Here is a 26,250-nt window from a genome sequence, read left to right as displayed (position 1 = left end):
GGGGTCAGTTCTTGACGACCAGGGTGGGGTGGGCTGCCAGGTAGGCATCCGCTCGGCCGGCGCGGAGTTCGGTGATGAACTTCCGGCCGTCGTTGGTGAGCTGTTCGCCGCGGTAGGCGCTGCCCTTGCCGACGCCGGAACCGGGCAGGCCGACCAGCGTGAAGCGGTTCCCCGGCACCCCACCCAGGGCGTACGCCACGTCGACGATCCGGGGCCCGCCCGCGTAGACGAGGGTGTCGCCCAGCGCCGCGGTCACCTGGTCGACCCGGTCCGGTTGCCGGGCCAGGCCCTCGTCCAGGATCTTGCGGGTCAGCGCCCGGATCAGCTGCTGCTGGTGACGCTGCCGGGCGTAGTCACCGCCGGTGATGTAGCGCTGCCGCGCGTAGTCCAGCGCCTGCCAGCCGTTGAGGTGCTGATTGCCCTTCTCGTAGACCTGCTGCGGTCCCTTGTAGCCGCCCGGCGCGCTCTCCCGGTAGCGGCCGTCCGGTCGGCGGTGCAGCGAGGCGACCCGCTGGTCGACGTAGATGTCCACCCCGCCGAGGGTGTCGACCAGCTTGTCGAACCCGTTGAACGTGAGCACCGCGCCGGCGTCGATGCGCAGCCCGGTGTACCCGCTGACGGTGCTGCGCAACAGCTCGTACCCCTGGGCGGTGCTTGGTTGTTTGGGCTTGCCCGGCACCCGGCTGCCGAAGCTCATCGCGTGCGTGAGCTTGGTCTTGCCGCCCTTGTAGTCGGCCTTCGGGAACGCCGGGATGTCGACCAGCAGGTCGCGGGGGAGGGAGAAGAGGTACGCCTGACCCAACCCCTTGGGTACGTGCAGCACCAGCACGGCGTCCGCGTGCGGCTCCCAACCGGGCACGCTGACCCGGGTGTCCACACCGACCAGCAGCAGGTTGAGCGGGCCGGTGATGTCCGCGCCCGGCGGTGGGCCACTCGGACTCGGGGTGGGCGTGGCGACCGGTGACGGTGACGGTGAGCCGGCGACCGGGGCGCCGCCGGGCTTGCTGTCGCCGGTCCACCGGGTGATCACCACCGCGCCGGCCGCGATCAACGCGACGGCGGCGAGGGCCACCAGGCCCAGCAGCAGCCACCGCCGGCGCGGCGCCATCGACCCGAGGATCATTTTGGATTCCTTCCACCCGTCTGGTGCACAACGCTCCGACAGGTGCTCCGGGTTGCGGCCGGACGGTGTCGGGTCGGTAGGCCGGTGCATGATCGCGCAAAAACCGTCGCTGGCGCGAGCACTACTCGCGAGTAATGATGCGTCCATGCGGTACGACGTGGTCGTCATCGGGTCTGGGTTCGGCGGCAGCGTCACCGCGCTCCGGCTGGCCGAGAAGGGCTACTCGGTAGCGGTGCTGGAAGCTGGCCGGCGCTTCGCCGACGACGAGTTCCCGCAGACGTCGTGGCGGGCCCGCCGGTTCCTCTGGGCGCCGAAGCTGGGCTGTTACGGCATTCAACGGCTCACCCTGCTCCGGCCGGCTGACCGGCGTTCGGGCACCGGGGTGCTGGTGCTCTCCGGCGCCGGGGTGGGCGGCGGCTCTCTGGTCTACGCGAACACCCTCTACGAACCGCTGCCGGCCTTCTACGCCGACCCGCAGTGGCGGGACATCACCGACTGGCGTGCCGAGCTGGCCCGCCACTACGACCAGGCGAAGCGGATGCTCGGCGTCACCACGTACCCCCGGGACACCGGCGCGGACCGCGCCATGCGGGCGGTGGCCGAGCGGATGGGGGTGGGCCACACCTTCCACGCGACCCCGGTGGGCGTGCACATCGGCCGTCCCGGCCAGCGGGTCGCCGACCCGTACTTCGGTGGTGCCGGCCCGGAGCGCACCGGCTGCCTGCACTGCGGCTCGTGCATGACCGGCTGTCGGCACGGGGCGAAGAACACGCTTGTCAAGAACTACCTCTGGCTCGCGGAACGGCTCGGCGTCACGGTGCGCCCGCTGACCACGGTCACGGCCGTCCGGCCGGCCCCCGACGGCGGGTACGACGTGCACACCGTCCGCACCGGCACCTGGCTGCGCACGGGGCGACAGACGGTCCACGCCGACCAGGTGGTCTTCGCCGCCGGGGCGCTCGGCACCCAACGGCTGCTGCACGAGATGAAGGCCGATGGTGTGCTGCCCGGGCTCTCGCCCCGCCTCGGCGAGCTGACCCGTACCAACTCGGAGGCGATCCTGGGTGCCTCGGTGCCACGCCAACGAGCCCGGTCCGAGGGCCTCGACTACACCGAGGGGGTGGCGATCACCAGTTCGTTCCACCCCGATTCGCAGACCCACGTCGAGCCGGTCCGCTACGGGCGCGGTTCCAACGCGATGGGGCTGCTCCAGTCCCTGCTGGTCGACGGCGGCCCGCACCGGGTGCGGCGCTGGTTGGGCAGCATCGTGCGGCAGCCGGGGCTGACCGCCCGGATGCTGTCGGTGCGCGGCTGGTCGGAACGGACGGTGATCGCCCTGGTGATGCAGTCGGTGGACAACTCGCTGACCACCCGGTGGCGGCGCGGCGCGTTCGGCCGCCGGTTGGTCACCGGCCCGGGCCACGGCACGCCGAGCCCGACCTGGATCCCGGCCGGCAACACGGCGGTCCGCCTGCTCGCCGACGAGATCGGCGGCACTCCCGGCGGCTCGGTCACCGAGCCGTTCGACATCCCGATCACCGCGCACATCCTGGGCGGGGCGGTGATCGGCGCCACCCCGGCCGACGGGGTGATCGACCCCTGGCACCGGGTGTACGGGCACCCGGGGCTGCACGTGGTCGACGGCGCGGCGGTCTCGGCCAACCTCGGCGTGAACCCGTCGTTGACGATCACCGCGCAGGCGGAACGAGCGATGTCCTTCTGGCCCAACCGGGGCGAGGAGGACCCCCGCCCGCCGCTCGGCTCCCCGTACCGCCGGCTGGCACCCGTCCCCCCGCACCACCCGGCGGTCCCGGCGGACGCCCCGGGCTCGCTGCGTGCCTAGCTAAGGCAGCGGCTTGCGGAGGATGTAGTTGAGCCCGAAGTCGGTCTCGCTGACCCGGACGTCCTGGTAGCCCAACCGTTGGTAGAAGCCGTGCCCGGTGATGCTGGCGCCGGTCTCCATGTGGTCGTGGCCGTCGGCGCCGGCCAACCGCTCGATGTGGTGCATGAGCCGACGGCCGACACCCCGGCCGGCGCCGTCCGGATCGACGAACATCGTGTAGACCTTGTTGCCGTCCCGGGACACGGTGCCGACCACCCGCCCGTCCTGCTCAGCGACGAACACCTCCCGGACGGTGGCGAGTTCGCGGAAGCGGGCGGCGTCGAAGTGCGCGCACATCCGCTCGATCAGGTCGGCCGGGTAGTCGCGGCTGTTGACCTCCCGAAGGCACCTGGCGACGAGCACGGCCAGCGGCTCGGCGTCGGTGTCTCGGAAGAGCCGTACGGTCACCTCGGTCACACCCGTCCTCCCGTCCTGCCGTCCTGCCGTCATCGGACCGCATCGATGCTAGGGGGCTTTCCGGGCGTCCGCTGCGCCCGGAGCCGTCGCCGCGGCACGCCGGAAGGCCGGCCCGCGCCCGACGCGTCCGTGACTGTCGGTAGGCTTTGTGCACATGAGCCTGCCTCGCCCTGTCCTCGTGGTGGACTTCGGAGCCCAGTACGCCCAGCTCATCGCGCGCCGGGTTCGCGAGGCGAAGGTCTACTCCGAGATCGTGCCGCACTCGATGCCGATCGCCGAGATGCTGGCGAAGAACCCCGCCGCGATCATCCTCTCCGGGGGCCCGGCCAGCGTCTACGCGCCGGATGCGCCGCAGATCGACGCGGGCGTGTTCAGCGCCGACGTGCCGGTCTTCGGCATCTGCTACGGCTTCCAGGCGATGGCCCAGGCGCTCGGCGGCACGGTCACGAAGACCGGCAACCGTGAGTACGGCGGCACGCCGCTGCGCCCCCGCCTCCTCGACCCCGGGGTGATCCTCCGTGACCTGCCGGCGGACCTGCCGGTCTGGATGAGCCACGGCGACTGCGTCACCGAGGCGCCCGAGGGCTTCACGGTGACCGCCGAGTCGGCGGGCGCACCGGTGGCGGCCTTCGAGGACCTGGCCGGGCGTCGGGCCGGCGTGCAGTTCCACCCGGAGGTCGGGCACACCGCGCACGGTCAGGAGATGCTGACCCGCTTCCTCTACGACATCGCCGGCATCGAGCCGACCTGGACGCCCGAAAACATCATCGACGAGCAGGTTGCCCTGATCCGGGCCCAGGTCGGCGACAAGGAGGTCATCTGCGGCCTGTCCGGCGGGGTGGACTCCGCGGTCGCCGCCGCGCTGGTGCACAAGGCGGTCGGTGACCAGCTCACCTGCGTCTTCGTCGACCACGGCCTGCTGCGTGCCGGCGAGGCCGAGCAGGTCGAGAAGGACTACGTGGCCGCCACCGGCATCAAGCTGAAGGTGGTCGACGCGGCTGACCGGTTCCTCGGTGCCCTGGCCGGGGTGACCGACCCGGAGCAGAAGCGCAAGATCATCGGTCGGGAGTTCATCCGGGTCTTCGAGGCCGCGGCCCGCGAGATCGCCTCACACGGCGACGTGGAGTTCCTGGTCCAGGGCACCCTCTACCCGGACGTGGTCGAGTCCGGCGGCGGCACCGGCACCGCCAACATCAAGAGCCACCACAACGTCGGCGGCCTGCCGGAAGACCTGAAGTTCGCCCTGGTCGAGCCGCTGCGCACACTCTTCAAGGACGAGGTCCGCGCGCTCGGCCTGCAGTTGGGCCTGCCCGAGGCGATGGTCTGGCGGCACCCGTTCCCGGGCCCCGGCCTGGCCATCCGGATCATCGGCGCGGTCGACCAGCAGCGCCTCGACCTGCTCCGCGAGGCCGACCTGATCGCCCGCGAGGAGTTGACCGCCGCCGGCCTCGACCGGGGGGTGTGGCAGTTCCCGGTGGTGCTGCTCGCCGACGTGCGCAGCGTCGGCGTACAGGGAGACGGGCGCAGCTACGGTCACCCCGTGGTGCTGCGCCCCGTCTCCAGCGAGGACGCGATGACGGCGGACTGGTCCCGACTGCCCTACGAGGTGGTCGCCCGGATCTCCACCCGGATCACCAACGAGGTGGCTGAGGTGAACCGGGTGGTACTGGACGTGACCAGCAAGCCGCCGGGCACCATCGAGTGGGAGTGACCGTCGCTCAGGCAGCCGGCGGAGCGCTGGACGAGGTCGTCGGCGGGTAGGGCGGCGTCGGGGCGTACCCCGGCTCCGGCCCGCCCGGCGCGGGCCCGGCGGTGGGCGGCGGGCCCGCCTGCGGCGCGACGCCCGCCGCGTGCGGCCAGGCCGGCGCGCCGCTGGGCTCCTCCGGCATCAGGAACCACATGATCGGGTACGCGAACAGCGCGAGCCCGCCGGTGAGCAGCCCGGTGACCGCGAAGATCACCCGGACCAGGGTGGGATCGATGGCGAAGTAACGGCCGACCCCGCTGGCGACCCCCGCGACCATGCGGTCGGTGGTGGGTCGGCGGAGTTGCCGGTACGGGGCGTGGGAAGCGGTGCTGGATGTCATACCCCCACGGTCCGCGCCGGTGCCCGGCCCGCCCTCGGTGACCGCCCGGATCCTTACCCTGACCGATCCCTGAGCAGGGTCAGACAGTCAGGAATCCGACTCTTTTCCGTTCCGGTAACTCGGCCCGGGGAGAATTTGCTTCCGTGACCACCTTGCTGGAGCCGCTCCGCAGGATCGCGGCATATGCAGTCTGTGCTGATTCAATGGGCCGAGTCTTGCTGGTCCGCGCGTCGGAACGCTCCGGCACCCCCGGCACGTGGTCCCTGCCCGGCGGGGCGGTCGACCACGGCGAGGACCCGAACCACACGGTGGTCCGCGAAACCGCCGCCGAAACCGGCCTCTCGGTCGCCGTCTCCGGCCTGGCCGACGTGCTCGCCGACATGCGAGCGCTGCCGGAGCGCGGCATCACCATCCACACCGACCGGCTGATCTACCGGGTGGCGGTGCGGGGCGGCACCCTCGCAGACCGGGTCGGCGAGCGCCCCACCGACCTGGCCCGCTGGTACACCCTCGACGAGGCGCGCGAGCTGCCGCTGCGCTCGTTCACCGCACGTGCCCTCGGGCTCCCCGCCTCCTCGGCCGACGTGGTCCCCGACGAAGCACCCGAATTCCCCTCCTTCTACGCGGTGCCCGGCCCCGACGGGCTGCACCGGGCGCAGCGATTCGCCGCGTACGCGGTGTGCACCGACCCGGCCGGTCGCGTGCTGCTCACCCGGATCTCCGACGGCTACCCGGGTGCCGGCTGCTGGCACCTGCCCGGCGGCGGCACCGACTACGGCGAGCAGCCCGGCGCCGCGCTGATCCGGGAGCTGATCGAGGAGACCGGCCAGGCTGGCCGCCTCGTCGAGCTGCTCGGGGTGGCCAGCCACCGCGACGCCGCCTCGCTCGGCCCCGAGGGCTACCCGATCGACTGGCACGGGGTCCGCGCCTTCTACCGGGTCGTGGTCGACCAGCCCAACCCGCTGACCGTGGCCGACGTGGGCGGGTCCACCTGCGAAGCCCGCTGGTTCGCCCGCGAGGAACTGGGCGCTCTCCCCACCCACCACCTCACCGAGGTGACCGCCGAAGCAGTCCAAGCCGCCCAGCTCACCTGACCCCGGCCGTACCCGGCGCGGTCCCTGGGCTCCTGGGCTGCTGGGCTGCTGGGCTTCTGGGCTGCTGGGCTGCTGGGCTTCTGGGCTCCTGCGCTCCTGGGCTCCTCGGCTCCTGGCGGGCGGTGGGTCCGGGCGTCCCGACGCCGGTGCGTGCGGACGGTCGTGCATCGGGTAGGCCGTGCGTGTGTGCGGTCGTGGTGGGGGTGGCCGCGCCTCTGGGTTGTCGTGCTCCCGGCTGTCCGTGTGCGTGCGGCGGCCCACCCGGGCGCACGATCGGCCGGAAGCCCGCGAACGAGCGGCGCGGCCGACTGATCCACTCCATTTCGCCGACATTGCGGTATCCCCGCGCCGGGATACCGCGACATCGGCGAAATGGAGTGGATCATCGTTCGATGCGCCTCCGCCCGGCCCCCTCCCTGCACGCCCGCCCCCTCACTCAGCGTCGATCATGAGGTTATTGTCAGGACACGCCGAGATGGACGGCGATAACTTCATGATCGACGGGCTGGTCGACGGGCTGGTCGACGGGCTGGTCGACGGGCTGGTTGGCGGGCTGGTTGGCGGGGGAAGCGGAGTGGGCTGGGATGGAGCTTGTGCGGCGCGTCGGGGCTTATGGGATCTTGTGGGAATCGGGCCGGGTCCTGGTGGTCCGGGACGATGTCGAGGGTGAGTTCCCGGGGGTTTGGCGGCTGCCAGGTGGTGCCGTCGCGCACGCCGAGCACCCGGAGTGCGCCGTGGTCCGTGCGGTCGCCGGGCAGACCGCGCTGACTGTGGCCGTGGGTCCGCTGCGGGCAGTGCTAGCCGACGTGACCACCTATCCGGAGGACGACGTCGCGCTGCACACCGACCGGCTGCTCTTCGAGCTCAGCGCCTGCGACGGCGCATCAGGCGACGGCGCGTCAGGCGAGGGCGCGTCAGGCGAGGGCGCGTCAGGTGACCCCGCATCGGGTGACCCCGCATCGGGCGACCCCGCATCGGGCGGCGGCGCATCGGGCGGCGGCACAGTGCGTCACGGCGTGCTGGGTGATGGTGCAGGCGGCTTGGTTGGCCAGGCTCGATGGCTCACCCTGCCCGAGGTGGCGCGGCTGCCGTTGGCACCGTTCAGCGCCGAGGCGCTCGGCCTGCCGGTCACTCCGCTGCCGCCCGGAACGCGCCGGTCGTACGAGCCGTTTCCGTCACCGCATCCCGACCGCAGGCTGCGCTTCGGGGCGTACGGGCTGGTCACCGACCCGGCCGGGCGGATCCTGCTCACGCAGATCGCGGCAGGCTATCCCGGTGCTGGCCAGTGGCACCTACCCGGCGGTGGCACCGATCACGGCGAGCAGCCGACAACTGGGTTGCTCCGAGAGTTGGTCGAGGAGGGTGGGCAACTAGGCCGGGTGGTGGAGCTGCTCGGTGTGGACAATCTGCACAATCCTGCCGCGCTCGGCCCGGAGGGTCGTCCGCTGGACTGGCACGGCGTACGGGTGATCTATCGGGTGTTGGTGGACGTACCTACGGATGCGGTGGTCACCGAATCTGCCGGAGGTTCGACGGCGCGTGCTGGCTGGTTCACCCGTGCCCAGGCTGTTGACCTGCCGTTGAGCGACATCGCTGCCTTGGCAATCGGACAGAGTGGTGGATAGCACGCGGCTCGTCGAGCCGAGATGGTGACCCTCCGGTACAGTCAAAGGCGGGAATGATGGAGGAAACGGGCGATGAAGCCCGGGATGGGAATAAGCGAGCGGTTCGAGCGGTTTAAACCAGTTGGATGTACCGCCGGCAGCTATCGCCAAGCCACGTTCCCCTATGCGATGGTGTACTCCGCAAAACGGCTGCCGGGCCACGCAGGGTCCGGCACGAGACAGCCGGACACCCGCCCCACGGCGGCCAGCCGATCCGGTGATGGAGGAAACGTGCCGAGAGCCCCATGGCGCCGGCGTCGTACTACTGACAGTCCGCGCCCCGCAGGGCGTCGCTGGGCGGGCCGGTTGCGCCGCAGCAGCACGTTCGCCCGCCAGGTGCTGTTGGTCCGGGTCGGTCGCCGTGACGGTGACCTGCACGCGACCGACGTGGCCCCGCCCGAGCGTCGGTACGCCGACCGGCAGCGCCGTCGCTACGGCCTGGACCGGCTCAGCCGACCGACACTGGGTGTCGGCCGAGCGGAGATCGAGGCGGTCATGCCGATCAGCCCGGCGATGCCGCCGATGGCGCACGCCGACGAGGCTTCGTCGCGGTCGATCCCGCTGCTTCCCGGCGAGCGCACCATCGCCCGCCGAATGAAGTTCGGCCTGGTCAACGCCTGCACGCTGGCCAGCCTGATGCTCGGCATGCTGGCCATCTTCCTGGCCATGCAGGGCGAGGTGCGGATCGCCGCGCTCTGCCTGATCGCCTGCGTCGGCTTCGACGGTCTGGACGGCGCACTGGCTCGCCGGCTCGGCGTGGCCAGCCCGTTCGGCGCGCAGATGGACTCGCTGGCCGACATGTGCTCGTTCGGCCTCGCCGCACCGGTCGTGGTCTACGCCTCGCTCGCTGGCTCCGTCTCCACGGCCGCCGCGGCGGTGGCGTGCGCCCTGGTCGCGGCGTGTGCCGCGATTCGACTGGCCCGCTTCAACGTTTCGCCGAAGGACGGCCGTTTCTTCTGCGGCGTGCCCACCACCATGGCGGCGGCGGTGCTCGCCGTGACCGTGGCGATCGGCCTGCCGGTGCCCGGCGCCGTGCTGGTCGCCGGGGTCGCGCTGCTTGCCTTCGCGATGGTGTCGAGCTTCCCGTACGCCAAGCTCGCCCGCCTGGTGAAGCTGCCGCCGTGGCTCTGGCTTGCTCCGGTGATCGGCGCGCTGGTCGACATCCGACTCACGTTCGCCCTGATCGTGGTGGGCTATCTCGTCAGCGGGCCGGTGCTCTGGCTGCGGCAGCGTCGTACCGCCTGATTTCAGCAGTTGGAACGGGGCGCCGCGGACAGCGGCGCCCCGTTCTGCGTTGGTGGGTCAGCGCCAGCGGGCGATGACCGTGGACCCGCCGATTACCTTGTCGCCCGGCCCGACCAGCGGGTCCGCAGCGTCGGCCGGGAGGTAGACGTCGGTCCGTGAGCCGAATCGGATCAGACCGAAGCGCTCGCCCTTGGCCAGCAGTGCGCCGATCGGCGCGCGCTGGACGATCCGGCGGGCGATCAGCCCGGTGCGCTGCGCGACAACCACGGTGCCACGAGCGGTGTCCAGGACGGTGTACGCCGCCACGTTGTGCTCGGCGTCCGGCTTCATGGCGTTGACGAAGCCACCGTCGGCGACGAAGTAGTCCACCACCTTGCCGGCGACCGGGGCACGGTTGACGTGCACGTCCAGCACCGACAGGAAGACCGCGACCCGCAGCCACTCGCCGTCGCCGAAACGCTCGTCGTGCAGTCGCTGCACCGACAGGACCTTTCCGTCCGCGCTGGCGACAACGGCGTTCGGGTCTTCCGGTACGTCCCGTTCCGGGTCCCGGAAGAACGCGGCGACCGGCCCGGCGGCCAGCGCTGGCAGTAGCCAGAGCTTGGACGAGGGACGCGCCACCCGAGTCAGTGCCGCGAGGCCCAGCGCGATGCCGGCGGCGGCCACGCCGTTGGAGTCGATGTGCATGCCGCGGGTCAGCGGCACGCTCGAGGGCCGGTGGGCGGGGGTCAACCTGTCGGCCGCGGCGGGGCTGGCCGGGGTGAAGCGCAGTCGGTAGACGCGTACCGGTGGGTTGTTGCGCAGCACCAGGTCGGCGCCGACGCCGTAGAGGGCGTCCTGCCGAGCCAGCTCGGCGGCGGCGCCGGTGGTCCGGCCGGGCGTGGCGAGGGTCGCCACGCTCAACACGGCACCGTCGGACAGGTATTTGGCCAGGCCCTCGATGCCGCTGCGGGTCTCCTCGGTGGTGCCGGTGAACACCTCGCCGGCGATGACGACCCCGGCGGTCTCGGCCTCGGCCAGTGAGTCGACGACGTCCACCCGGTCGGCGACCCAGCGGCCCTGGGCGGTGACGTGCTCGCGGAGCGCGGCAGCGCCGAGCGGCTCGGTGGGCACCACGGTGAGCCGGTCACCGGGGAGCAGCGCCTCGATCGCCGCGGCCAGCACCGCGGACTCCGGGCCCACCCCGACCAGCAGGGCGGCCTTGGAATCGTTGATCCGGGCCAGCTCGGAGACGAGGGTACGGGCGGCTCGCTCGCCGATGCGTACCGGACCGGACCGACCGGTGGTACGCACGGCGGGGGACTGGGTCATGTCGGGCGGGCTCCTGACGGGGGTAGAGACGGGAATCGCGGCGGGACCGCCATGGCGGACGGGCCGGCCGGCGGAGGCGAGATCTCCACCGGCCAGCATATGCGCCCGTCCGTGCCAGCCGCACCGCCGTGGCGGTGGAGCAGGCCGACGCCGGCAGGGCGCCCGACGTCAGCCCTCCCCGCGTCGACCCTCGCGCTCGTTGCCCGGTTCGTCGTCGACCGCGTCGACCGATTGGTCGGACCGGGTCGGCTCATCCGGCGTCGCTCGGAGGATTCCGATGGTCGGCTCGTCGGTCTCGTCGTCGGGGACCGGGGTGGTCTGCGGCTCCGACGTCGGGTGAGCCAGCCAGGCCGGGTGGATCACGTCGGTGGTCGGTGCCTCCGGCGCTCGTACCTCGGTGGTCGACGTCTCGTTTCCCGGCAGGGGAGCGTCCCAGGTGGACTGTTGGGCTTCCCAGGCCGGCAGAGCCGCACCCGAGGTCGGCGCGGCGGCACCGGAAACCGGCACGGACGCACCGGAGACCGGCGTGACGGCCTCGGTGGCAGCCGCTTCGGCGGTCTGCTCGGGCCGGCCCGACCGACCGGAGCGCAGCGCGCCGACCAGCCCGAAGACGCCGATCAGGATCAGTGCGCTGGCCAGGAACCAGCCGACCGCGGGTAGCGCGAGCCCGAGTATCTGACCGAGCAGCCACCAGGCGGACAGCGCCAGGAACACGAGCCCGAAGGCGAACGACACCAGATCCGTGCGGTGAGCCTTCACCGGGTCACCTCCAGGTTGCCAGCATTGACATGGATGTACAGGCGCAACTTCCCGCCGCCGGCACCGTCGACGCCGAGGTCGGTGCTCTCCTGCAGGCGGCCGTCCAGCCCGCCGGAACGGTTGCCGAAGATGGTGGCGTCGCCGGCGTTGACGTCGGCCACGGTGGTGACGTCCACGTTCGGCGGGACGACCACTGTCGCCTTGCCGAAGTTGATCGCGACCGTCACCTGGCTGTCCCGTTTCGCGAAGTCGATCCCCCGCAGGTCGAGCACGGCGTCACCGAAGCTGTTCTCGTACCGGTCGGCGAGGTCGCGGTAGTCCGTCGGTGCCCAGGTCACCGCGCCGTCGACCCCGCGGATCCGGTCGTAGGACTCGGCGACCGTCGCCGTGCCGAGCGCCGCCGCGGTCACCAGGCCGAGCGCGATGAGCCAGCGGGCCCGCCCGAACCAGGTGCCGACCAGCAGCCCCAGCCCGATCGTGGCCAGCGCGGCCGCGAAGTACGCCGAGGCGCTGATGGGGAAGACGTCCAGCAGGTTGAGCAGGGCGACCACACCGAGGATCAGGAAGATCAGCGAGAAGGTCACCGCGCCGAGTGGCGAACGCTCCCGGGGGCGCTTCGGCGGCTTCGGTGGCTTGGGCGGTGGGGACGCGGCCGGGGCTGGCGAGGCGTACGGGCCGTGCGGCGCGAACGGGGGACGGTAACCCGATGGCGGCGCGGCGGTCGGATAGCCGGGCGGGGTAGCGGGGGGACCGGTCACCGGTGCCGACGGCCAGCCGGCGCTGGGCGTGCTGGTGCCCGGCAAGCCCGTGGTGGGCGCCGGCCAGCCTGCCCCGACGGTCGTCGAGCCGGCCGGTTGCCCGGACACCGGGCCCGTGCCGGACACCGGCTGCGCCGTGGCGGACGGTTGCGGCACGCTGGTCGGCTGCACCTCGTACGCCGGGGTGGTGGCGGTGGGCGCCGCCGCCGTCGTCGCGGTGGCGTACGCCGGATCAGTGCTGGCCATCGGCGTGGTCGGCAGCGGGCCGGTCGATGGGACCGTGCCGTACGACGGTGCGGGCCAGGCCACCGGCGGCACCGGTCCCGGCGGGGTGCCGGACGGCGCGGACGGTGCCGGCCCGCCCGGGGGGCCCGCCGGTGGGTTGTTGCGGCTGTCCCGGTTGAGCAGCAGCGCGCCGGCGACCAGGATGGCCGCGCCGAGCAGCACCGCGCGGAAGGCGTCGGTGACGATGTAGCCGAAGCTGGCCGCGGCCAGGATGCCCAGCACGATCACAGTCACCGGCGACATGCTGGAGCGGCCACGCCCGAGCATGGACTCGATCGGGGACGCGGTGTCGCCCTCATTCGGGATGATCAACCAGGCGGCGACGTACACCAGGATGCCGATGCCCCCGAAGAACCCGAGCACTGCGAGCAGCACTCGCCAGAGGACCGGATCGGTGTTGGTGGCTCGTCCGATCGCCGCGCAGACGCCGGCCAGATACCGCCCGTCACGCGGTCGGACCAGCCCGTACCGCGAGGTGAAACCAGCGCCGCCCAGCGGCGGTGGCGGCACGGACGGACCGGGACCACCCGGCCCGGGTGGCGTGCCCCCGGCCCCGTAGCCGGTGCCGGTCGCGAACCCCGGGCCCGGGCCGTAGCCGGCAGCGGGCGGCCCGTAGCCGGCGGCTGGTGCGCCGTCGGCGGTCGGGCCGGAGCCGGTGTACGGACCAGACGTGCTGGGCTCGGTCCATTGGGCGGGCGTCGCGGCTGGCGGAGGCGGTGTCGAACCGCCCGGCTGTGCCGACCCCGGTCGGGGTGGCGGGGCAGCTTCCTCGGTCATGCTTCGATCCTGCTGCCAGGTGAACCCGAACGACCTCAGGACCCGACCCTGACCCCACCCTGAGATACGGCGGCCGGAATGTCGGGGGCGTCCCCGTGGTCGTGGACGCCGCAGCGTGTGACGATCGGATCACCGACCTCGACCAGCCCGCCACCATGAGCAGGGAGCCTCCGATCAGCACCGTGACTCCGCCCCCGCGCCTCTACCGCGCCCCCGAGCACCGGATGGCCGCCGGCGTCGCCGCCGGTATCGCTGACCATCTCGGCATTTCGGTGCTGCGGGTGCGCGTCGCGTTCATGGTGCTGCTCGGTCTGAGCGGGCTCGGCCTGCTGCTCTACGCGGCCTTCTGGGCCGTGGTGCCGCTGCGGCCCGGTGACACCGCGGTACCGCCCCGGCGCGACGTCGCTCAACTCCTGCCGTTCGTCGGGATCGGGCTCGGTGTCCTGTTGATCCAGGTGATGGTCTTCGACTCGGTGGGTGCGGCTGGCACCGCCGGTTGGTTGGTGGCCATCATCGCGGTCGGCGCCGGGGTCATCTGGCACCAGTCCGCGCCGGAGCGGCGGCGGCAGTGGGGTGAGGCGATGCCGGTGCCCTGGCTCGGCGCGGTCGTCGAGGAGAGTGACCGGCGGGCGTTCGTGCTCCGCTTCATCGGCGGGGGAGTGCTGGTCGCGGTCGGCATCATCGGCGTCGCGGCCGTCTACTCGCCAGCGCAGAACTTCGATGCGGTGATCAACGGCGTGATCTTCGCGCTGGTCGGGCTGGCGGGGGTCGGCGTGGTCGCCGCGCCAGTGCTCTGGCGGACGTACAGCCAGCTCCGCTCGGAGCGCGAGGGGCGCATCCGTGAGCAGGAGCGCGCCGAGTTGGCCGCGATGGTGCACGACCAGGTGCTGCACACGTTGGCGCTGATCCAGCGCAACGCTGCCGACGTCAAGATGGTGCAGCGGCTGGCCCGAGGGCAGGAACGGTCCCTGCGTAACTGGCTCTACAAGCCCACCGCGTCGCCGAGCGAACGTTTCGCCGCCGCGCTGGAGCAGGCCGCCGCCGAGGTCGAGGACACCTACGCCATCACCGTGGAGACGGTGGTGGTGGGGGACCGGGAGACCGACGAGAAGGTCGGGGCGTTGGTCGCGGCCGCGCGGGAGGCACTGGTGAACGCGGCCCGGCACGCCGGCGTGCTGACCGTGTCGCTCTATGCCGAGGTGGAGCCCGATCAGGTCAGCGTCTTCGTCCGGGACCGGGGGAAGGGCTTCGATCCGGATACCGTGGAGGACCACCGGCACGGCGTACGCGGCTCGATCATCGGGCGGATGAAGCGGCACGGCGGACGGGCCGAAATCCGGTCCGGCCCGGGGGAGGGGACCGAGGTCCGGTTGATCCTGCCGATCTCCCGGGACTCGTCCGCAGCGGAGAGGAACAGATGACCATGGCCGAGCAGTCGACCGAGCACCTCGACCCGGCGGATGCCCGCCCCGAGCGGCTGCGGGTGTTCCTGGTGGACGATCACGCCATGTTCCGGGCCGGGGTGCGCGCGGAGTTGGGCGCCCACGTCGAGGTGGTGGGCGAGGCGAGCACCGTGGCCGAGGCGGTCACCCGGATCGCCGCTGTCGGACCGGACGTGGTGCTGCTCGACGTGCACATGCCCGACGGCGGCGGACGCGCGGTGCTGGAGGCGATGCGGCGTACCCACCCGCAGGTCAAGTTCCTGGCGCTGAGCGTCTCCGACGCGGCGGAGGACGTTATCGGGTTGATCCGTGCCGGTGCTCGTGGTTACGTCACCAAGACCATTTCCCCGGACGAGCTTGCCGCGGCGATCCGCCGGGTGGCGGACGGGGACGCGGTGTTCAGCCCACGGCTGGCCGGGTTCGTGTTGGACGCCTTCGCGGCCCGACCGGACGCCCCGGTGGCCGACCCCGAGCTGGACCAGCTCACCAACCGTGAGCGGGAGGTGCTTCGGCTGCTGGCCCGGGGGTACGCGTACAAGGAGATCGCGAAGGAGCTGTTCATCTCCATCAAGACGGTGGAGACGCACGTGTCGAACGTGTTGCGCAAGCTTCAGATGTCGAACCGCTACGAGCTTTCCCGCTGGGCGGCGGATCGCCGGCTCGTGTGACGTTGCGCGGCGCTGGCTGGGGGATCAGATAAATGATCTTTGCGCCCTCGGCCACCCGGCCGGCGATCGTACCCGTAGAGCCGTAGTCGACCTCGTCCGGATGGGCGGAAACGCGAACGGTGACGGACGTCCTAACGGGCAGAAATGAACCCCGGGCGGCGCGCCGGGCTTGAGGCCGGGCGTGGCCGGGTGCTCGGGCGATCCCGGGTATTTCCTGGTCAGAGCGACCCGCACCAGCCGTTTTATGATCATTTTTCAAGTATCGGCAACGTGGCGGGCAACTAACGGCTTGATAACGGCACCTTCACGGAAGCGGCCAGTGGGTGTCACAGTGGCAGCACCTCACCATCGGTGTGTGGCACTCCGTACGGCCCATGACCATGTCCTCGTCGATTTGCGACGGTTCGTGGCCGTGCCTTCTGCGTCGTGTCGTGCCTCGTTGGCGGGGGAGCCCGGCGGATCGGAACATCAGGGGTGTCCCCAACTTCCCTGTGGTCCCGGCGACCCGCGCCCCGGGGTGGTCGGGCGGTGTCACCCCCAAACGTGCGTGAAACCCACGACGGAACCTGGTTAGAAAGAGGAGGCCCCTCGGAATGAGAGTCTCGAAGCGGGCGACGAGCGCGATCGCGCTCAGCGCGGCTGTCGCGCTTGTCGCGAGCGGTTGCTCGAGCGGTGGCGGCGACGATACTGCCGCCAGCGGTGACGGCGCGATCGTCGTCCACGGTGTCCAGCCGGAGAACCCGCTGGTTCCGTCGAACACCACGGAGACCGGCGGTGGCAAGATCGTCGACTGGCTGTGGACCGGCCTGGTCGAGTACCCGAACGACGGTGGGGCCCCGCGCAACGCGCTGGCCGAGTCCATCACCACGACGGACTCCAAGGTCTTCACCATCAAGATCAAGAAGGGTACCAAGTTCCACGACGGTACCGAGGTGAAGGCGAAGAACTTCGTCGACGCCTGGAACTGGGCCGCCTACTCGCCGAACGGCGCGCAGAACGGCTCCTTCTTCGCCGACATCCAGGGCTTCGAGCAGACCTACACGTCTGACCCGGACGGCGCGGAGGGTCCGAAGAAGGCCCCGGCGCCGACGGCTGAGAAGCTGTCCGGCCTGAAGGTCGTCGACGACCAGACCTTCGAGGTCACCCTGGGAGCGCCGACCGCGGTCTTCCCGACCAAGCTCGGCTACAGCGCCTTCATGCCGCTGCCGGACGCCTTCTTCACCATGAAGCCCGAGGAGTTCGGCAAGAAGCCGATCGGCAACGGCCCGGTGAAGTTCGTGTCGTGGAGCGACAACGTCCTCATCAAGCTGACGCGCTTCGACGACTACAACCTGCGCGACAAGATGAAGATCAAGGACGTCGACGTCAAGCTGTACCAGGACGAGACGGCTGCCTACGCCGACGTGCTCTCCAACAACCTGGACTTCCTGGAGTCGCTGCCCACCTCGGCGCTCGCCGGTGACAAGTGGAAGACCGACCTCGGTGAGCGGGGCATCTCGACCGTCACGCCGTCGACCGCGCTGATCGCGTTCCCGTTCTACGACCAGCGTTTCAAGGACCCGAAGCTGCGTCGTGCCGTGTCGCTGGCGATCAACCGGCAGGAGATCTCGGACAAGATCTTCTTCGGCACCCGCAAGCCGGCCGACAGCTGGGCGAACCCGCTGACCCCGGGCGCCAAGCCGGGCAACTGCACCGCCTGCAAGTTCGACCCGACCACGGCCAAGCAGCTGCTGGCCGAGGCCGGCGGCTTCACCGGTGAGATGGTCTTCTACTACAACGCCGACTCCAGCCACGGTGACTGGATGGACGCCGTTGCGCAGCAGATCAAGACCAACCTCGGCATCAACGCTCGCGCCGAGGGTGTGCCGACCTTCGCGGTCTTCCGCCAGAACGTGAACGCCCACGCGATGAAGGGCCCGTACCGCGCTGCCTGGCAGCAGGACTACCCGGACGTCGAGAACTGGATCAACCCGCTCTACGTCACGGGTGGCTCCTCGAACGACGGCCTGTACAGCAACAAGGAGGTCGACGCCCTGGCGAAGCAGGCCAGCTCCGCGCCGAGCCTGGAGGCCTCGCACGAGGCGTTCGCCAAGGCCGTCGAGAAGGTCGACCAGGACGTCCCGAGCATCCCGATCTACTTCTACGGTCAGCAGTCCGGCCACTCGGAGAAGATCAAGAAGCTCGAGCTGAACAACGTCGGTGAGCTCGACATCACCTCGGTCGTGCTCTGATCCGAACGGTCTGACCCCGGGTCGGGCTCGCCACATCCGGTGAGCCCGACCCGGGGCCGTTCCGCGAGAGGGTGTCACAACACCCCACTCGCACGTTGTCACCACCGTGTCGGCCGCCCGACGCGCCCCCTGTCTGGAGGACCACCCCATGGGCCGTTATCTGTTGAGACGGCTGCTGCAACTCGTGCCGGTCTTCATCGGTACGACGTTCCTGATTTACTGGCTCGTCTGGGCTGTCCCCGGCGACCCGTTTGCAGGAAAGTGCGGCGAGCGTCGCTGCCCGGACCAGTACATCGCCTTCATGACCGACAAGTACCACCTCGACCAGAACGTCTTCGTGCAGTACGCCAACTACATGAAGAACCTGCTCCAGGGTGATTTCGGTCAGACCTTCTCGCAGCAAGAGATCAGCGACATCATCGCGACCGCGTACCCCAACACGCTGAAGCTGGCCCTGGTGGCGCTCGCCATCGAGGCCGTCGTCGGCCTCGGCGCCGGCGTGCTGACCGGTCTGCGGCGCAACGGATTCCTGGACAACCTGGTCCTGGTCTCCACCCTCTTCCTGATCGCGCTGCCGGTCTTCGTGGTCGGCTTCGTGCTCCAGTGGCTGCTGGGCGTGCAGTGGCACATCGTCAAGCCGACCGTCTCCTCCGAGATGCGGTGGTCCGAACTGATCGTGCCGGGCTTCGTGCTCGGTAGTGCGTCAGTCGCGTACATCGCCCGGGTGGCACGTACGAGCATCGCGGAGAACCGTCGCGCGGACTACGTGCGTACGGCCATCGCCAAGGGCCTGCCGATGCGCCGGGTGGTGGGGGTTCACCTGCTGCGCAACTCGCTCATCCCGGTGGTGACCCTGCTCGGCACCGACCTCGGCGCCCTGATGGGCGGCGCGATCGTCACCGAGGGGATCTTCCAAATCAACGGTATCGGCCGATCGGTGTATCGCGCGATCGTGACCAAGGAAAGCGCCACCGTGGTGGGCATCGTGGTCATCCTAGTGCTGGTCTATCTCGTGATGAACCTGCTGGTCGACCTGCTCTACGCCGCCTTGGACCCGAGGATTCGTTATGAGTGACCCGAGTACCGCATCGATCGTCAGCACCCCTGGCGCCCAGCCGACCGAATCCGCCGCCCCCGCCACCGCGGGGCAGCCGCAGAGCAACGACAAGCCGCGTGGCCTGCTCGGTGACGCCTGGCGGGACCTGCGGCGCAAGCCGCTGTTCTGGATTTCGGTCACCCTGATCGTGATCTTCCTTCTGATGGCGGCCGTCCCGTCGCTGTTCGCACCCGGCGACGCCGTCAACGGATCGCTGTCCCGCAGCCTCCAGAAGCCGTCCGCCGATGGCTGGTTCGGCTACGACGTGCAGGGCCGCGATGTGTATGCCCGGACCATCTACGGTGCGCGCGCCTCCATCATCGTCGCCGTGCTCTCCGTGCTCGGCACGCTGCTCGTCGGCGGAGCCATGGGCATCATCGCCGGCTACCGCGGTGGCTGGGTGGACGGTCTGCTGAGCCGGATCGCCGACGTCTTCTTCGGTCTGCCCTTCGTGCTCGGCGCGATCGTCATCCTGACCACGTTCAACGGTTCGGGCTCCGGCAACAGCAAGGCCCAGATCATGAGCCTGGTGACCGTCTCGCTGATCGTGCTGAGCTGGCCGGTCGTCATGCGGCTGATGCGCTCCTCGGTGCTCGCCACCAAGGAAGCCGACTACATCGTCGCGGCCCGCGCCCTGGGCGCCGGCACCGGCCGGATCATCCTGAAGCACCTGCTGCCGAACTGCCTGGCCCCGCTGCTGGTCTACGGCACGATCATGGTCGGCTCGTTCATCGGCGCCGAGGCCACCCTGTCGTTCCTGGGCGTCGGCCTGAAGTCGCCGGTGGTGTCCTGGGGCATCATGATCAGCGGCGGTAAGGATTTCATCCGGGTCGCGCCAGGGCTGGTCTTCTTCCCCGCCGCGTTCCTCGTCACCGCAGTGCTGAGCTTCGTGATGCTCGGTGAGGCGGTCCGCGAGGCCCTCGATCCGAAACTCCGCTAGGGGATATCCAGTGTCCGACATTCTCGTGTCTGAGCAGTCCGCGCCGGGATCCGGCGGGTCCGGACGTCCCTCCGGTCGGCTGCTCGAGGTCGACGACCTGCGGGTGGAGTTCCGCACCCGGGACGGCGTCGCAAAGGTCATCAACGGGGTCACGTACCACGTCGACGCGGGGGAGACCCTCGCCGTGCTCGGCGAGTCCGGCTCCGGTAAGAGCGTCACGGCGCAGACCATCATGGGCATCCTCGACACGCCGCCCGGGTTCGTCACCGGTGGGCAGGTCCGCTTCCACGGCAAGGACATGCTCGGCATGTCCAGCGAGGAGCGCCGCCGCATTCGCGGCGAGGGCATCGCGATGATCTTCCAGGACGCGCTCTCCGCGCTGAACCCGGTCTTCACCGTCGGGTTCCAGATCGCCGAGCAGTTCCGGATCCGGCGGGGCATGGGTCGCGCGGAGGCCAAGAAGCGCGCGATCGACATGCTCGACCAGGTCAAGATCCCGAACGCCAAGGGCCGGTTCAACAACTACCCGCACCAGTTCTCCGGCGGTATGCGGCAGCGCGCGATGATCGCGATGTCGCTGGCGCTCGACCCGGAGGTGCTGATCGCGGACGAGCCGACCACCGCGCTCGACGTGACCGTGCAGGCCCAGATCATGGACCTGCTGGCCGAGCTTCAGCGTGAGCGGCAGATGGGCATGATCCTGATCACCCACGACCTCGGCGTGGTCGCCGACGTCGCGGACCGGATCGCGGTCATGTACGCGGGCCGGATCGTCGAAGAAGCCGACGTCTACGACCTGTACGCCAAGCCGGCGCACCCGTACACGATCGGCTTGATCGACTCGATCCCGCGGATGGACGAGAAGGGGCAGCAGCTCCGGACGATCAAGGGCCTCCCGCCGAACCTGATGAACATCCCGCCGGGCTGCCCGTTCAACCCGCGTTGCCCCATGGCTCAGCCGGTGTGCCGTGAGAAGGTCCCGCCGCTGCTGCAGGTGGGCAGCGGCCGGGCCAGCGCCTGCCACTTCGCCGAGGAGCTGGTGAACCGTGACTGAGAACATCCTCGAGGTCCGTGACCTGGTCAAGCACTACCCCGTCACCCAGGGTGTGGTGTTCAAGAAGACCGTCGGTCAGGTCAAGGCGGTCGACGGGGTCTCGTTCGGCCTGCGCGCCGGTGAGACGCTCGGCGTGGTCGGCGAGTCCGGCTGCGGCAAGTCGACCCTCGCCCGGGTGCTGATGAACCTGGAGAAGCCGACCTCCGGCAGCGTGGTCTACAAGGGCCAGGACACCTCGAAGCTGTCCGGCGGGGCGCTGCGGCGCCTCCGCCGGCAGATCCAACTGGTCATGCAGGACCCGTACACCTCGCTGAACCCGCGGATGACCGTCGGCGACCTGCTTGGTGAGCCGTTCGAGATCCACCCGGAGGTGGCCCCGAAGGGCAGCCGTCGGGCCAAGGTCAGGGAGCTGCTCGACCTGGTCGGGCTCAACCCGGAGCACATCAACCGGTACCCGCACCAGTTCTCCGGCGGTCAGCGTCAGCGCATCGGCATCGCCCGCGCGCTCGCGCTGCGGCCGGAGGTCATCGTCTGCGACGAGCCGGTGTCGGCGCTGGACGTCTCCATCCAGGCCCAGGTGATGAACCTGCTGGAGAAGTTGCAGGGCGAGTTCGGACTCTCGTACGTCTTCATCGCGCACGACCTGTCGGTGGTCCGCCACCTGTCGGACCGGGTCGCGGTGATGTACCTCGGCAAGGTCGTCGAGATCGGCACCGAGGACGAGATCTACGAGCGGCCGACCCACCCGTACACCCAGGCTCTGCTCTCCGCGGTGCCGGTGCCGGACCCGACGCAGCGGCACAACAAGACGATCATCCGGCTTACGGGTGACGTGCCGTCGCCGATCAGCCCGCCCTCGGGCTGCCGGTTCCGGACCCGCTGCTGGAAGGCGCAGGACGTCTGCGCCGAGCAGGTCCCGTTGCTGGAGATCCGGCAGGGCTCGGACCACCCGAGCGCCTGCCACTTCGCGGAGCGGCGCGAGATCGTCGCCACTTCCGAGGCGTGAGTCAACCGAACCGCCTGCCGCCGTCACCACGACGACGGCAGGCGGTTTCGTCTGTCCAGGACCTGGAGCGGGCCGCTCCCGTGCCGAACGGCCATCCGGCACCTCGATGCCGCACCGGGGCTCAGCGGCCCGCCGTCGCGGCGTACAGCGGGGCGCGCGGCTGGCCCACGTGGCTTCAGCCGCCGTGCGGGGCGCCGCGAGCCACGCGCGTCACAGCGGGCCGCGGCCGGCGCGGAGCAGCAGCAGGGCCAACTGGGTGCCGTCGGCGCCGAGCGCGACCCGGAACCGCTCCAGAACCTCCCGCTCACGGGAGAGCACGAGACGTGTACCGCCGGATGCCATCCGGGTCGCCCCGACCTCCTGGGACAACGCGGCCCGCTCCTGCCAGAGCGCGATCAGCGCATTGTCGATCTCGTTGATCCGTTCCCTGATCTCCAGGATTCGCGCCGACGCGGCCGGCTCGTCGGTGCCGGTCGGTAGCTCGGCCGGCCCAACGTTCTGGACCGTCGGCGGCGTGGACACCGCCGGCTCGCTCCCGTTGGCCGCGGGCTGCTCAGCCTTGGGTCGGATCGGGCCGCCGCTCTGCTCCATCACGTCTGTCATCATCGGGTACCCCTCGCACTGTGGTGCCCGGTGCCCGAAACCCGGGACGGAAAAAGCCCCGGACTCCAGGAGCCCGGGGCTTTAGCAGGTCTGAATCGATCAGGCGCGACCTACGGCAGCCGGACTCCCGGTGCCATAGTAAAAGTAGTAGCGCGCAGCGATCACGCCGTCGAGTATGCCCACGTCGGCATCGGGTGCGCAAGGCCTTCCCCACACCGGCGCAGCGGAGCGGGAAGTGTCTGGCCGGCGGCATAGACTTGTCGGGCGATGCATCCTCTCTTCGACATTCCCGTGTCCCCGCCTGCGCCGGAGTCCGCGCCGGCCCGCCCGCACCGACCTGGGCCGGCCGCCGCGCGCCTCGATCCGCAGCAGTTGCTCGCTGGGCTGAACGGGCCACAGCGCGACGCCGTCAGCCACGCCGGCTCGCCGTTGTTGATCGTGGCGGGCGCCGGGTCCGGCAAGACCCGGGTGCTCACACACCGGATCGCCTACCTGCTCGCCGCACGGGACGTCCATCCCGGGGAGATCATCGCGATCACCTTCACCAACAAGGCCGCCGGCGAGATGAAAGAGCGTGTCGCCGCCCTGGTGGGGCCCCGGGCACGCCTGATGTGGGTGTCGACGTTCCACTCCGCGTGCGTGCGGATTCTGCGCGCCGAGCACGAGCACGCCGGCCTCAAGTCGACGTTCTCGATCTACGACGCGGACGACTCCCGCCGGCTGATGCAGTTGGTCACCCGCGAGCTCGATCTCGACCCGAAGCGCTACCCGGCGCGCGGGCTGGCCGCTCAGGTCTCCAACCTGAAGAACGAGCTGGTCGACCCGGAGCAGTTCGCGGCGCGGGCCACCGGGCCCAACGAGCGCGCGTTGGCCGAGGCGTACACGCTCTACCAGCGCCGGCTGCGTGAGGCGCACGCACTGGACTTCGACGACCTGATCATGACCACGGTGCACCTGCTCCAGTCCCACCCGCACGTCGCGGAGAGCTACCGTCGGCGGTTCCGGCACGTTCTGGTGGACGAGTACCAGGACACCAACCACGCGCAGTACACGCTGATCAAGGAGCTGGTCTCCGGCACCGACGGTCTGGACCCGGCCGAGCTGTGCGTGGTCGGTGACGCCGACCAGTCGATCTACGCGTTCCGCGGTGCGACGATCCGCAACATCCTGGAATTCGAACGGGACTTCACCGACGCGCGGACGATTCTGCTGGAGCAGAATTACCGCTCCACGCAGACCATCCTCAACGCGGCCAACGCGGTCATCGACCGGAACACCTCCCGCAAGCCCAAGCGGCTGTGGAGCGAGGCCGGCACCGGCGAGCGGATCGTCGGGTACGTGGCCGACACCGAGCACGCCGAGGCCGACTGGGTGGCCCGGGAGATCGACCGGCTGGTCGACGCCGACGAGACCCGTCCCGGCGACGTCGCGGTCTTCTATCGCACCAACGCCCAGTCGCGCGTCTTCGAAGAGGTGTTCATCCGCGTCGGCCTGCCCTACAAGGTGGTCGGCGGGGTGCGCTTCTACGAGCGCAAGGAAGTACGCGACGCTCTGGCGTACCTGCGTTCGGTGGTCAACGACGACGACACGGTCAGCTTGCGGCGGGTCCTCAACACCCCCCGCCGTGGCATCGGCGACCGCGCCGAGGCGTGTGTCGAGGCGCTCTCCAGTCGGGACCGGATCTCGTTCGGCGCGGCGCTGCGCCGGGCCCGGGAGGCGCCGGGCATCTCCAGCCGGGCGGCCAACGGCATCGCCGACTTCGTGGCACTGCTCGACGGCGCCCGGGAGCTGGCCGAGACCGGCACGCCGGAGGAGGTGCTGGAGGCGCTGCTGACCCGCTCGGGTTACCTCACCGAGCTGGAGGAGAGCCTGGACCCGCAGGACGCCGGCCGGGTGGACAACCTCCAGGAGCTGGTCAGCGTCGCCCGGGAGTACACCGAGCGGATCGAGGCGCTGGGCGAGGAGGGGGAGCGGGCCACCCTGGCCGGCTTCCTGGAGCAGGTGGCGCTTGTCGCCGACGCGGACCAGATCCCCTCCGACGACCCTGACCATCAGGGTGTGGTCACCCTGATGACGTTGCACACCGCCAAGGGCCTGGAATTCCCGGTCGTCTTCCTGACCGGGCTGGAGGACGGCGTCTTCCCGCACCTGCGCTCGCTGGGCGACACCCGCGAGTTGGAGGAGGAGCGTCGACTGGCGTACGTCGGCATCACCCGTGCCCGGCAGCGGCTCTACCTCTCCCGGGCGGTGACCCGCTCAGCCTGGGGGCAGCCGTCCTACAACCCGCCGTCGCGGTTCCTCGAGGAGCTGCCGTCGGAGCTGGTGCACTGGGAGCGCACCGAAGGGTCGTACACCTCGTGGGCCGGCGGGGGCGGCGGCGTCGGCGGTCGTGCGGACCGCGCGCCCGGCGGGCGGGGCACCTTCACCGGTGGCACGCCGAAGGCGGCCCAGCTGGCCCAGCGGCTCGGCGTGGACGCCAGCCGGCTGACCACGGCCAGCGAGTTGCCACAGGGGCCGAAGGTGTCGGCCGGCGACCGGGTCAATCACCAGCGGTACGGGCTGGGGCGGGTGCTCGCCGTCGAGGGGCACGGCCCGGGTGCCCGTGCGCAGATCGACTTCGGCGACCAGACCATGTGGCTGGTGCTGCGGCACGCCCCGGTCGACAAGCTCTGACCCGCCCGCCCGCAAGATCGCACTGTTGCAAGGAAAGAGTGGCCTCCGGCACCACTGAGGCCACTCTTTCCTTGATGTTGTTCCGGACCGCGCAGGGATGACGCCTCAGCAGCCCAGGTCGACTCCGCGCGCCCGCATGAACGGGGCGGGGTCGATCTGGTTCCACATGCCCTGGTGCACCTCGAAGTGCAGGTGTGGGCCGGTGGCATCGCCGGTGGCGCCCTCGTAGCCGATGACCTGGCCGGCTTTGACCGCCTGGCCGACCGTGACCGCGATGCGGCTCTGGTGGGCGTAGTGGGTCAGGTACCCGTTGCCGTGGTCGATGAAGACGGAGTTGCCGTACCCGTCGGAGGCGTCACCGGCCTGGGTCACGGTGCCGGCGGCCGCGGCGCGGATCGGCGTACCGGAGGGCAACGCCAGGTCGATACCGGCGTGCAGGGTGCCCCAGCGCTGCCCGAAGCAGGAGGTGACGGCCGCACCCGGCATCGGGTCGACCCAGGCGGGCGTCGGCTTGGTGGCCTTCTTCGGCTTGGGCTTGGCCTTCGCGGTGGCCGTCTTCGTCGGGCTGGCGCTTGCCGCTGACGGGCTCGCCGTTGACGGGCCCGCCGTCGGGCTGGCCAGCGTGCTCGACTCGCGAGCGGAGCGGTCCGCCCGGCTGGCGGCCTCGGCCCGGGACTGCGCGTCGAGGGAGACGGCGGCGGGTGCCGGGTGGTCGGTGCCGGTGGTGGCGACGGCGACGCCGCCGAGGCCGAGGGCCACCAGAGCGGCGGCCGTGAGCACGATGAGGCGGTTCCGACGGACGGCGCGCTGCGGCTGCTCGATCCGGGTGGTGGTGTCGGGGGTGTTCTCGTTCTGGACGGGGCTGTCTTCCTGCACGGCGGGCCTTCACAGTCGAGGGGCACTTGACCTCGAAATACTGGTGTCGGGCCGGGCGGGGGCCGGTAGGGGGACCGCACGGCCGGGCGATGGACGGTGGGCCGCGTGCCCGGATATGACCCGCTGTGCGGTGCTACATCCGGAAAAGTGATCATGCCACCGGGTGTCGCCGGTCACAATCCCGCTTGTGACCTGGCAGACATCGCGCCGGGCCGCGCAACGAAAAACCGCCCGGATCGACAGATCCAGGCGGTCATCG

General features: G+C 70.6%; 20 protein-coding genes and 1 pseudogene. 13 read left to right on the top strand and 8 right to left on the bottom strand.

Features of this window, described 5'->3' with window-relative positions:
* Positions 1-4 precede the first annotated feature (4 nt).
* Positions 5-1,123, bottom strand: a complete 1,119-nt coding sequence (locus C7C45_RS08110) for an LCP family protein (protein ID WP_110563025.1) — start codon at positions 1,121-1,123, stop codon at positions 5-7.
* Positions 1,124-1,268: 145 nt separating this feature from the next.
* On the opposite strand from C7C45_RS08110, the gene C7C45_RS08105 reads away from it, so the two are divergent.
* Positions 1,269-2,966, top strand: coding sequence for an FAD-dependent oxidoreductase (locus C7C45_RS08105; protein ID WP_110563024.1), 1,698 nt, complete (start codon positions 1,269-1,271; stop codon positions 2,964-2,966).
* On the opposite strand, the gene C7C45_RS08100 is transcribed toward C7C45_RS08105, so the two are convergent.
* A complete protein-coding gene (locus C7C45_RS08100) occupies positions 2,967-3,422 on the bottom strand; it encodes a GNAT family N-acetyltransferase (RefSeq protein ID WP_110563023.1) in 456 nt (151 codons plus the stop codon).
* 154 nt (positions 3,423-3,576) lie between these two features.
* Between C7C45_RS08100 and guaA the strand changes: the two genes are divergently transcribed.
* Positions 3,577-5,133, top strand: a complete 1,557-nt coding sequence (gene guaA, locus C7C45_RS08095; protein WP_110563022.1) for a glutamine-hydrolyzing GMP synthase — start codon at positions 3,577-3,579, stop codon at positions 5,131-5,133.
* A 7-nt stretch (positions 5,134-5,140) separates the two neighbouring features.
* On the opposite strand, the gene C7C45_RS08090 is transcribed toward guaA, so the two are convergent.
* Complete coding sequence (locus tag C7C45_RS08090; RefSeq protein WP_110563021.1) at positions 5,141-5,509, bottom strand: PspC domain-containing protein; 369 nt, start codon at positions 5,507-5,509, stop codon at positions 5,141-5,143.
* Between the two features lie 143 nt (positions 5,510-5,652).
* On the opposite strand from C7C45_RS08090, the gene C7C45_RS08085 reads away from it, so the two are divergent.
* The 3 genes from C7C45_RS08085 (at position 5,653) to C7C45_RS08070 (ending at position 9,512) form a co-directional block, all read left to right on the top strand.
* A complete protein-coding gene (locus tag C7C45_RS08085; protein WP_110563020.1) occupies positions 5,653-6,603 on the top strand; it encodes an NUDIX hydrolase in 951 nt (316 codons plus the stop codon).
* A 584-nt stretch (positions 6,604-7,187) separates the two neighbouring features.
* Positions 7,188-8,228 (top strand): NUDIX hydrolase, encoded by a 1,041-nt coding sequence (locus C7C45_RS08075; protein ID WP_110563019.1) that lies wholly within the window; start codon positions 7,188-7,190, stop codon positions 8,226-8,228.
* Positions 8,229-8,573: 345 nt separating this feature from the next.
* On the top strand, positions 8,574-9,512 hold the full coding sequence (locus tag C7C45_RS08070; protein WP_110563018.1) for a CDP-alcohol phosphatidyltransferase family protein: 939 nt from the start codon (positions 8,574-8,576) through the stop codon (positions 9,510-9,512).
* Positions 9,513-9,569: 57 nt separating this feature from the next.
* On the opposite strand, the gene C7C45_RS08065 is transcribed toward C7C45_RS08070, so the two are convergent.
* The 3 genes and pseudogenes from C7C45_RS08065 to C7C45_RS08055 all read right to left on the bottom strand — a co-directional run bounded on the left by C7C45_RS08065 (position 9,570) and on the right by C7C45_RS08055 (position 13,402).
* Positions 9,570-10,823: a phosphatidylserine decarboxylase gene (locus tag C7C45_RS08065; RefSeq protein ID WP_110563017.1), complete on the bottom strand. Its 1,254-nt coding sequence runs from the start codon at positions 10,821-10,823 to the stop codon at positions 9,570-9,572.
* A gap of 513 nt (positions 10,824-11,336) precedes the next feature.
* Positions 11,337-11,582 (bottom strand): annotated as a pseudogene (locus tag C7C45_RS08060) (hypothetical protein); the annotation flags it as partial.
* Positions 11,579-13,402 carry a PspC domain-containing protein gene (locus C7C45_RS08055; protein ID WP_110563016.1) on the bottom strand — a complete coding sequence of 608 codons (1,824 nt, stop codon included), beginning with the start codon at positions 13,400-13,402 and terminating at the stop codon, positions 11,579-11,581. The gene C7C45_RS08055 and the pseudogene C7C45_RS08060, both read right to left, overlap by 4 nt.
* 155 nt (positions 13,403-13,557) lie before the next feature.
* Between C7C45_RS08055 and C7C45_RS08050 the strand changes: the two genes are divergently transcribed.
* The 7 genes from C7C45_RS08050 (at position 13,558) to C7C45_RS08020 (ending at position 21,839) form a co-directional block, all read left to right on the top strand.
* Positions 13,558-14,823, top strand: a complete 1,266-nt coding sequence (locus tag C7C45_RS08050; RefSeq protein WP_110563276.1) for an ATP-binding protein — start codon at positions 13,558-13,560, stop codon at positions 14,821-14,823.
* A 2-nt stretch (positions 14,824-14,825) separates the two neighbouring features.
* Positions 14,826-15,512, top strand: a complete 687-nt coding sequence (locus C7C45_RS08045) for a response regulator (RefSeq protein WP_030337843.1) — start codon at positions 14,826-14,828, stop codon at positions 15,510-15,512.
* A 593-nt stretch (positions 15,513-16,105) separates the two neighbouring features.
* The gene (locus tag C7C45_RS08040) at positions 16,106-17,743 is read left to right on the top strand and encodes a peptide ABC transporter substrate-binding protein (RefSeq protein WP_110563015.1); all 1,638 of its coding nucleotides are present in this window, start codon (positions 16,106-16,108) and stop codon (positions 17,741-17,743) included.
* Between the two features lie 148 nt (positions 17,744-17,891).
* Positions 17,892-18,818, top strand: coding sequence for an ABC transporter permease (locus C7C45_RS08035; protein ID WP_110563014.1), 927 nt, complete (start codon positions 17,892-17,894; stop codon positions 18,816-18,818).
* A complete protein-coding gene (locus C7C45_RS08030; RefSeq protein ID WP_110563013.1) occupies positions 18,811-19,779 on the top strand; it encodes an ABC transporter permease in 969 nt (322 codons plus the stop codon). The genes C7C45_RS08035 and C7C45_RS08030 overlap by 8 nt, the downstream gene beginning before the upstream one ends.
* Before the next feature lie 25 nt (positions 19,780-19,804).
* On the top strand, positions 19,805-20,833 hold the full coding sequence (locus C7C45_RS08025) for an ABC transporter ATP-binding protein (protein ID WP_110563275.1): 1,029 nt from the start codon (positions 19,805-19,807) through the stop codon (positions 20,831-20,833).
* Positions 20,826-21,839 (top strand): ABC transporter ATP-binding protein, encoded by a 1,014-nt coding sequence (locus C7C45_RS08020; RefSeq protein ID WP_110563012.1) that lies wholly within the window; start codon positions 20,826-20,828, stop codon positions 21,837-21,839. The genes C7C45_RS08025 and C7C45_RS08020 overlap by 8 nt, the downstream gene beginning before the upstream one ends.
* A 210-nt stretch (positions 21,840-22,049) precedes the next feature.
* Here the strand turns inward: C7C45_RS08020 and C7C45_RS08015 are convergent, their stop codons facing one another.
* Positions 22,050-22,445 carry a chorismate mutase gene (locus tag C7C45_RS08015; RefSeq protein ID WP_208641103.1) on the bottom strand — a complete coding sequence of 132 codons (396 nt, stop codon included), beginning with the start codon at positions 22,443-22,445 and terminating at the stop codon, positions 22,050-22,052.
* Between the two features lie 264 nt (positions 22,446-22,709).
* Between C7C45_RS08015 and pcrA the strand changes: the two genes are divergently transcribed.
* Positions 22,710-25,115, top strand: coding sequence for a DNA helicase PcrA (pcrA, locus tag C7C45_RS08010; RefSeq protein WP_110563010.1), 2,406 nt, complete (start codon positions 22,710-22,712; stop codon positions 25,113-25,115).
* 105 nt (positions 25,116-25,220) lie between these two features.
* On the opposite strand, the gene C7C45_RS08005 is transcribed toward pcrA, so the two are convergent.
* A complete protein-coding gene (locus C7C45_RS08005) occupies positions 25,221-25,937 on the bottom strand; it encodes a M23 family metallopeptidase (RefSeq protein ID WP_244200307.1) in 717 nt (238 codons plus the stop codon).
* Between the last annotated feature and the right edge of the window lie 313 nt (positions 25,938-26,250).

It is taken from the genome of Micromonospora arborensis, assembly GCF_003205615.1.
In the GTDB taxonomy this organism is placed as follows: Bacteria; Actinomycetota; Actinomycetes; order Mycobacteriales; family Micromonosporaceae; genus Micromonospora; species Micromonospora arborensis.
This window is presented reverse-complemented; position numbering and strand designations above follow the sequence as displayed.

Coding starts and splice junctions, on each gene's coding strand:
- pcrA (WP_110563010.1), top strand. CDS start 22,710: ATGCATCCTCTCTTCGACATTCCCGTGTCCCCGCCTGCGCCGGAGTCC.
- C7C45_RS08045 (WP_030337843.1), top strand. CDS start 14,826: ATGGCCGAGCAGTCGACCGAGCACCTCGACCCGGCGGATGCCCGCCCC.
- C7C45_RS08090 (WP_110563021.1), bottom strand. CDS start 5,509: ATGACATCCAGCACCGCTTCCCACGCCCCGTACCGGCAACTCCGCCGA.
- C7C45_RS08050 (WP_110563276.1), top strand. CDS start 13,558: ATGAGCAGGGAGCCTCCGATCAGCACCGTGACTCCGCCCCCGCGCCTC.
- C7C45_RS08110 (WP_110563025.1), bottom strand. CDS start 1,123: ATGATCCTCGGGTCGATGGCGCCGCGCCGGCGGTGGCTGCTGCTGGGC.
- C7C45_RS08030 (WP_110563013.1), top strand. CDS start 18,811: ATGAGTGACCCGAGTACCGCATCGATCGTCAGCACCCCTGGCGCCCAG.
- C7C45_RS08040 (WP_110563015.1), top strand. CDS start 16,106: ATGAGAGTCTCGAAGCGGGCGACGAGCGCGATCGCGCTCAGCGCGGCT.
- C7C45_RS08015 (WP_208641103.1), bottom strand. CDS start 22,445: ATGATGACAGACGTGATGGAGCAGAGCGGCGGCCCGATCCGACCCAAG.
- guaA (WP_110563022.1), top strand. CDS start 3,577: ATGAGCCTGCCTCGCCCTGTCCTCGTGGTGGACTTCGGAGCCCAGTAC.
- C7C45_RS08105 (WP_110563024.1), top strand. CDS start 1,269: ATGCGGTACGACGTGGTCGTCATCGGGTCTGGGTTCGGCGGCAGCGTC.
- C7C45_RS08055 (WP_110563016.1), bottom strand. CDS start 13,402: ATGACCGAGGAAGCTGCCCCGCCACCCCGACCGGGGTCGGCACAGCCG.
- C7C45_RS08075 (WP_110563019.1), top strand. CDS start 7,188: ATGGAGCTTGTGCGGCGCGTCGGGGCTTATGGGATCTTGTGGGAATCG.
- C7C45_RS08035 (WP_110563014.1), top strand. CDS start 17,892: ATGGGCCGTTATCTGTTGAGACGGCTGCTGCAACTCGTGCCGGTCTTC.
- C7C45_RS08065 (WP_110563017.1), bottom strand. CDS start 10,823: ATGACCCAGTCCCCCGCCGTGCGTACCACCGGTCGGTCCGGTCCGGTA.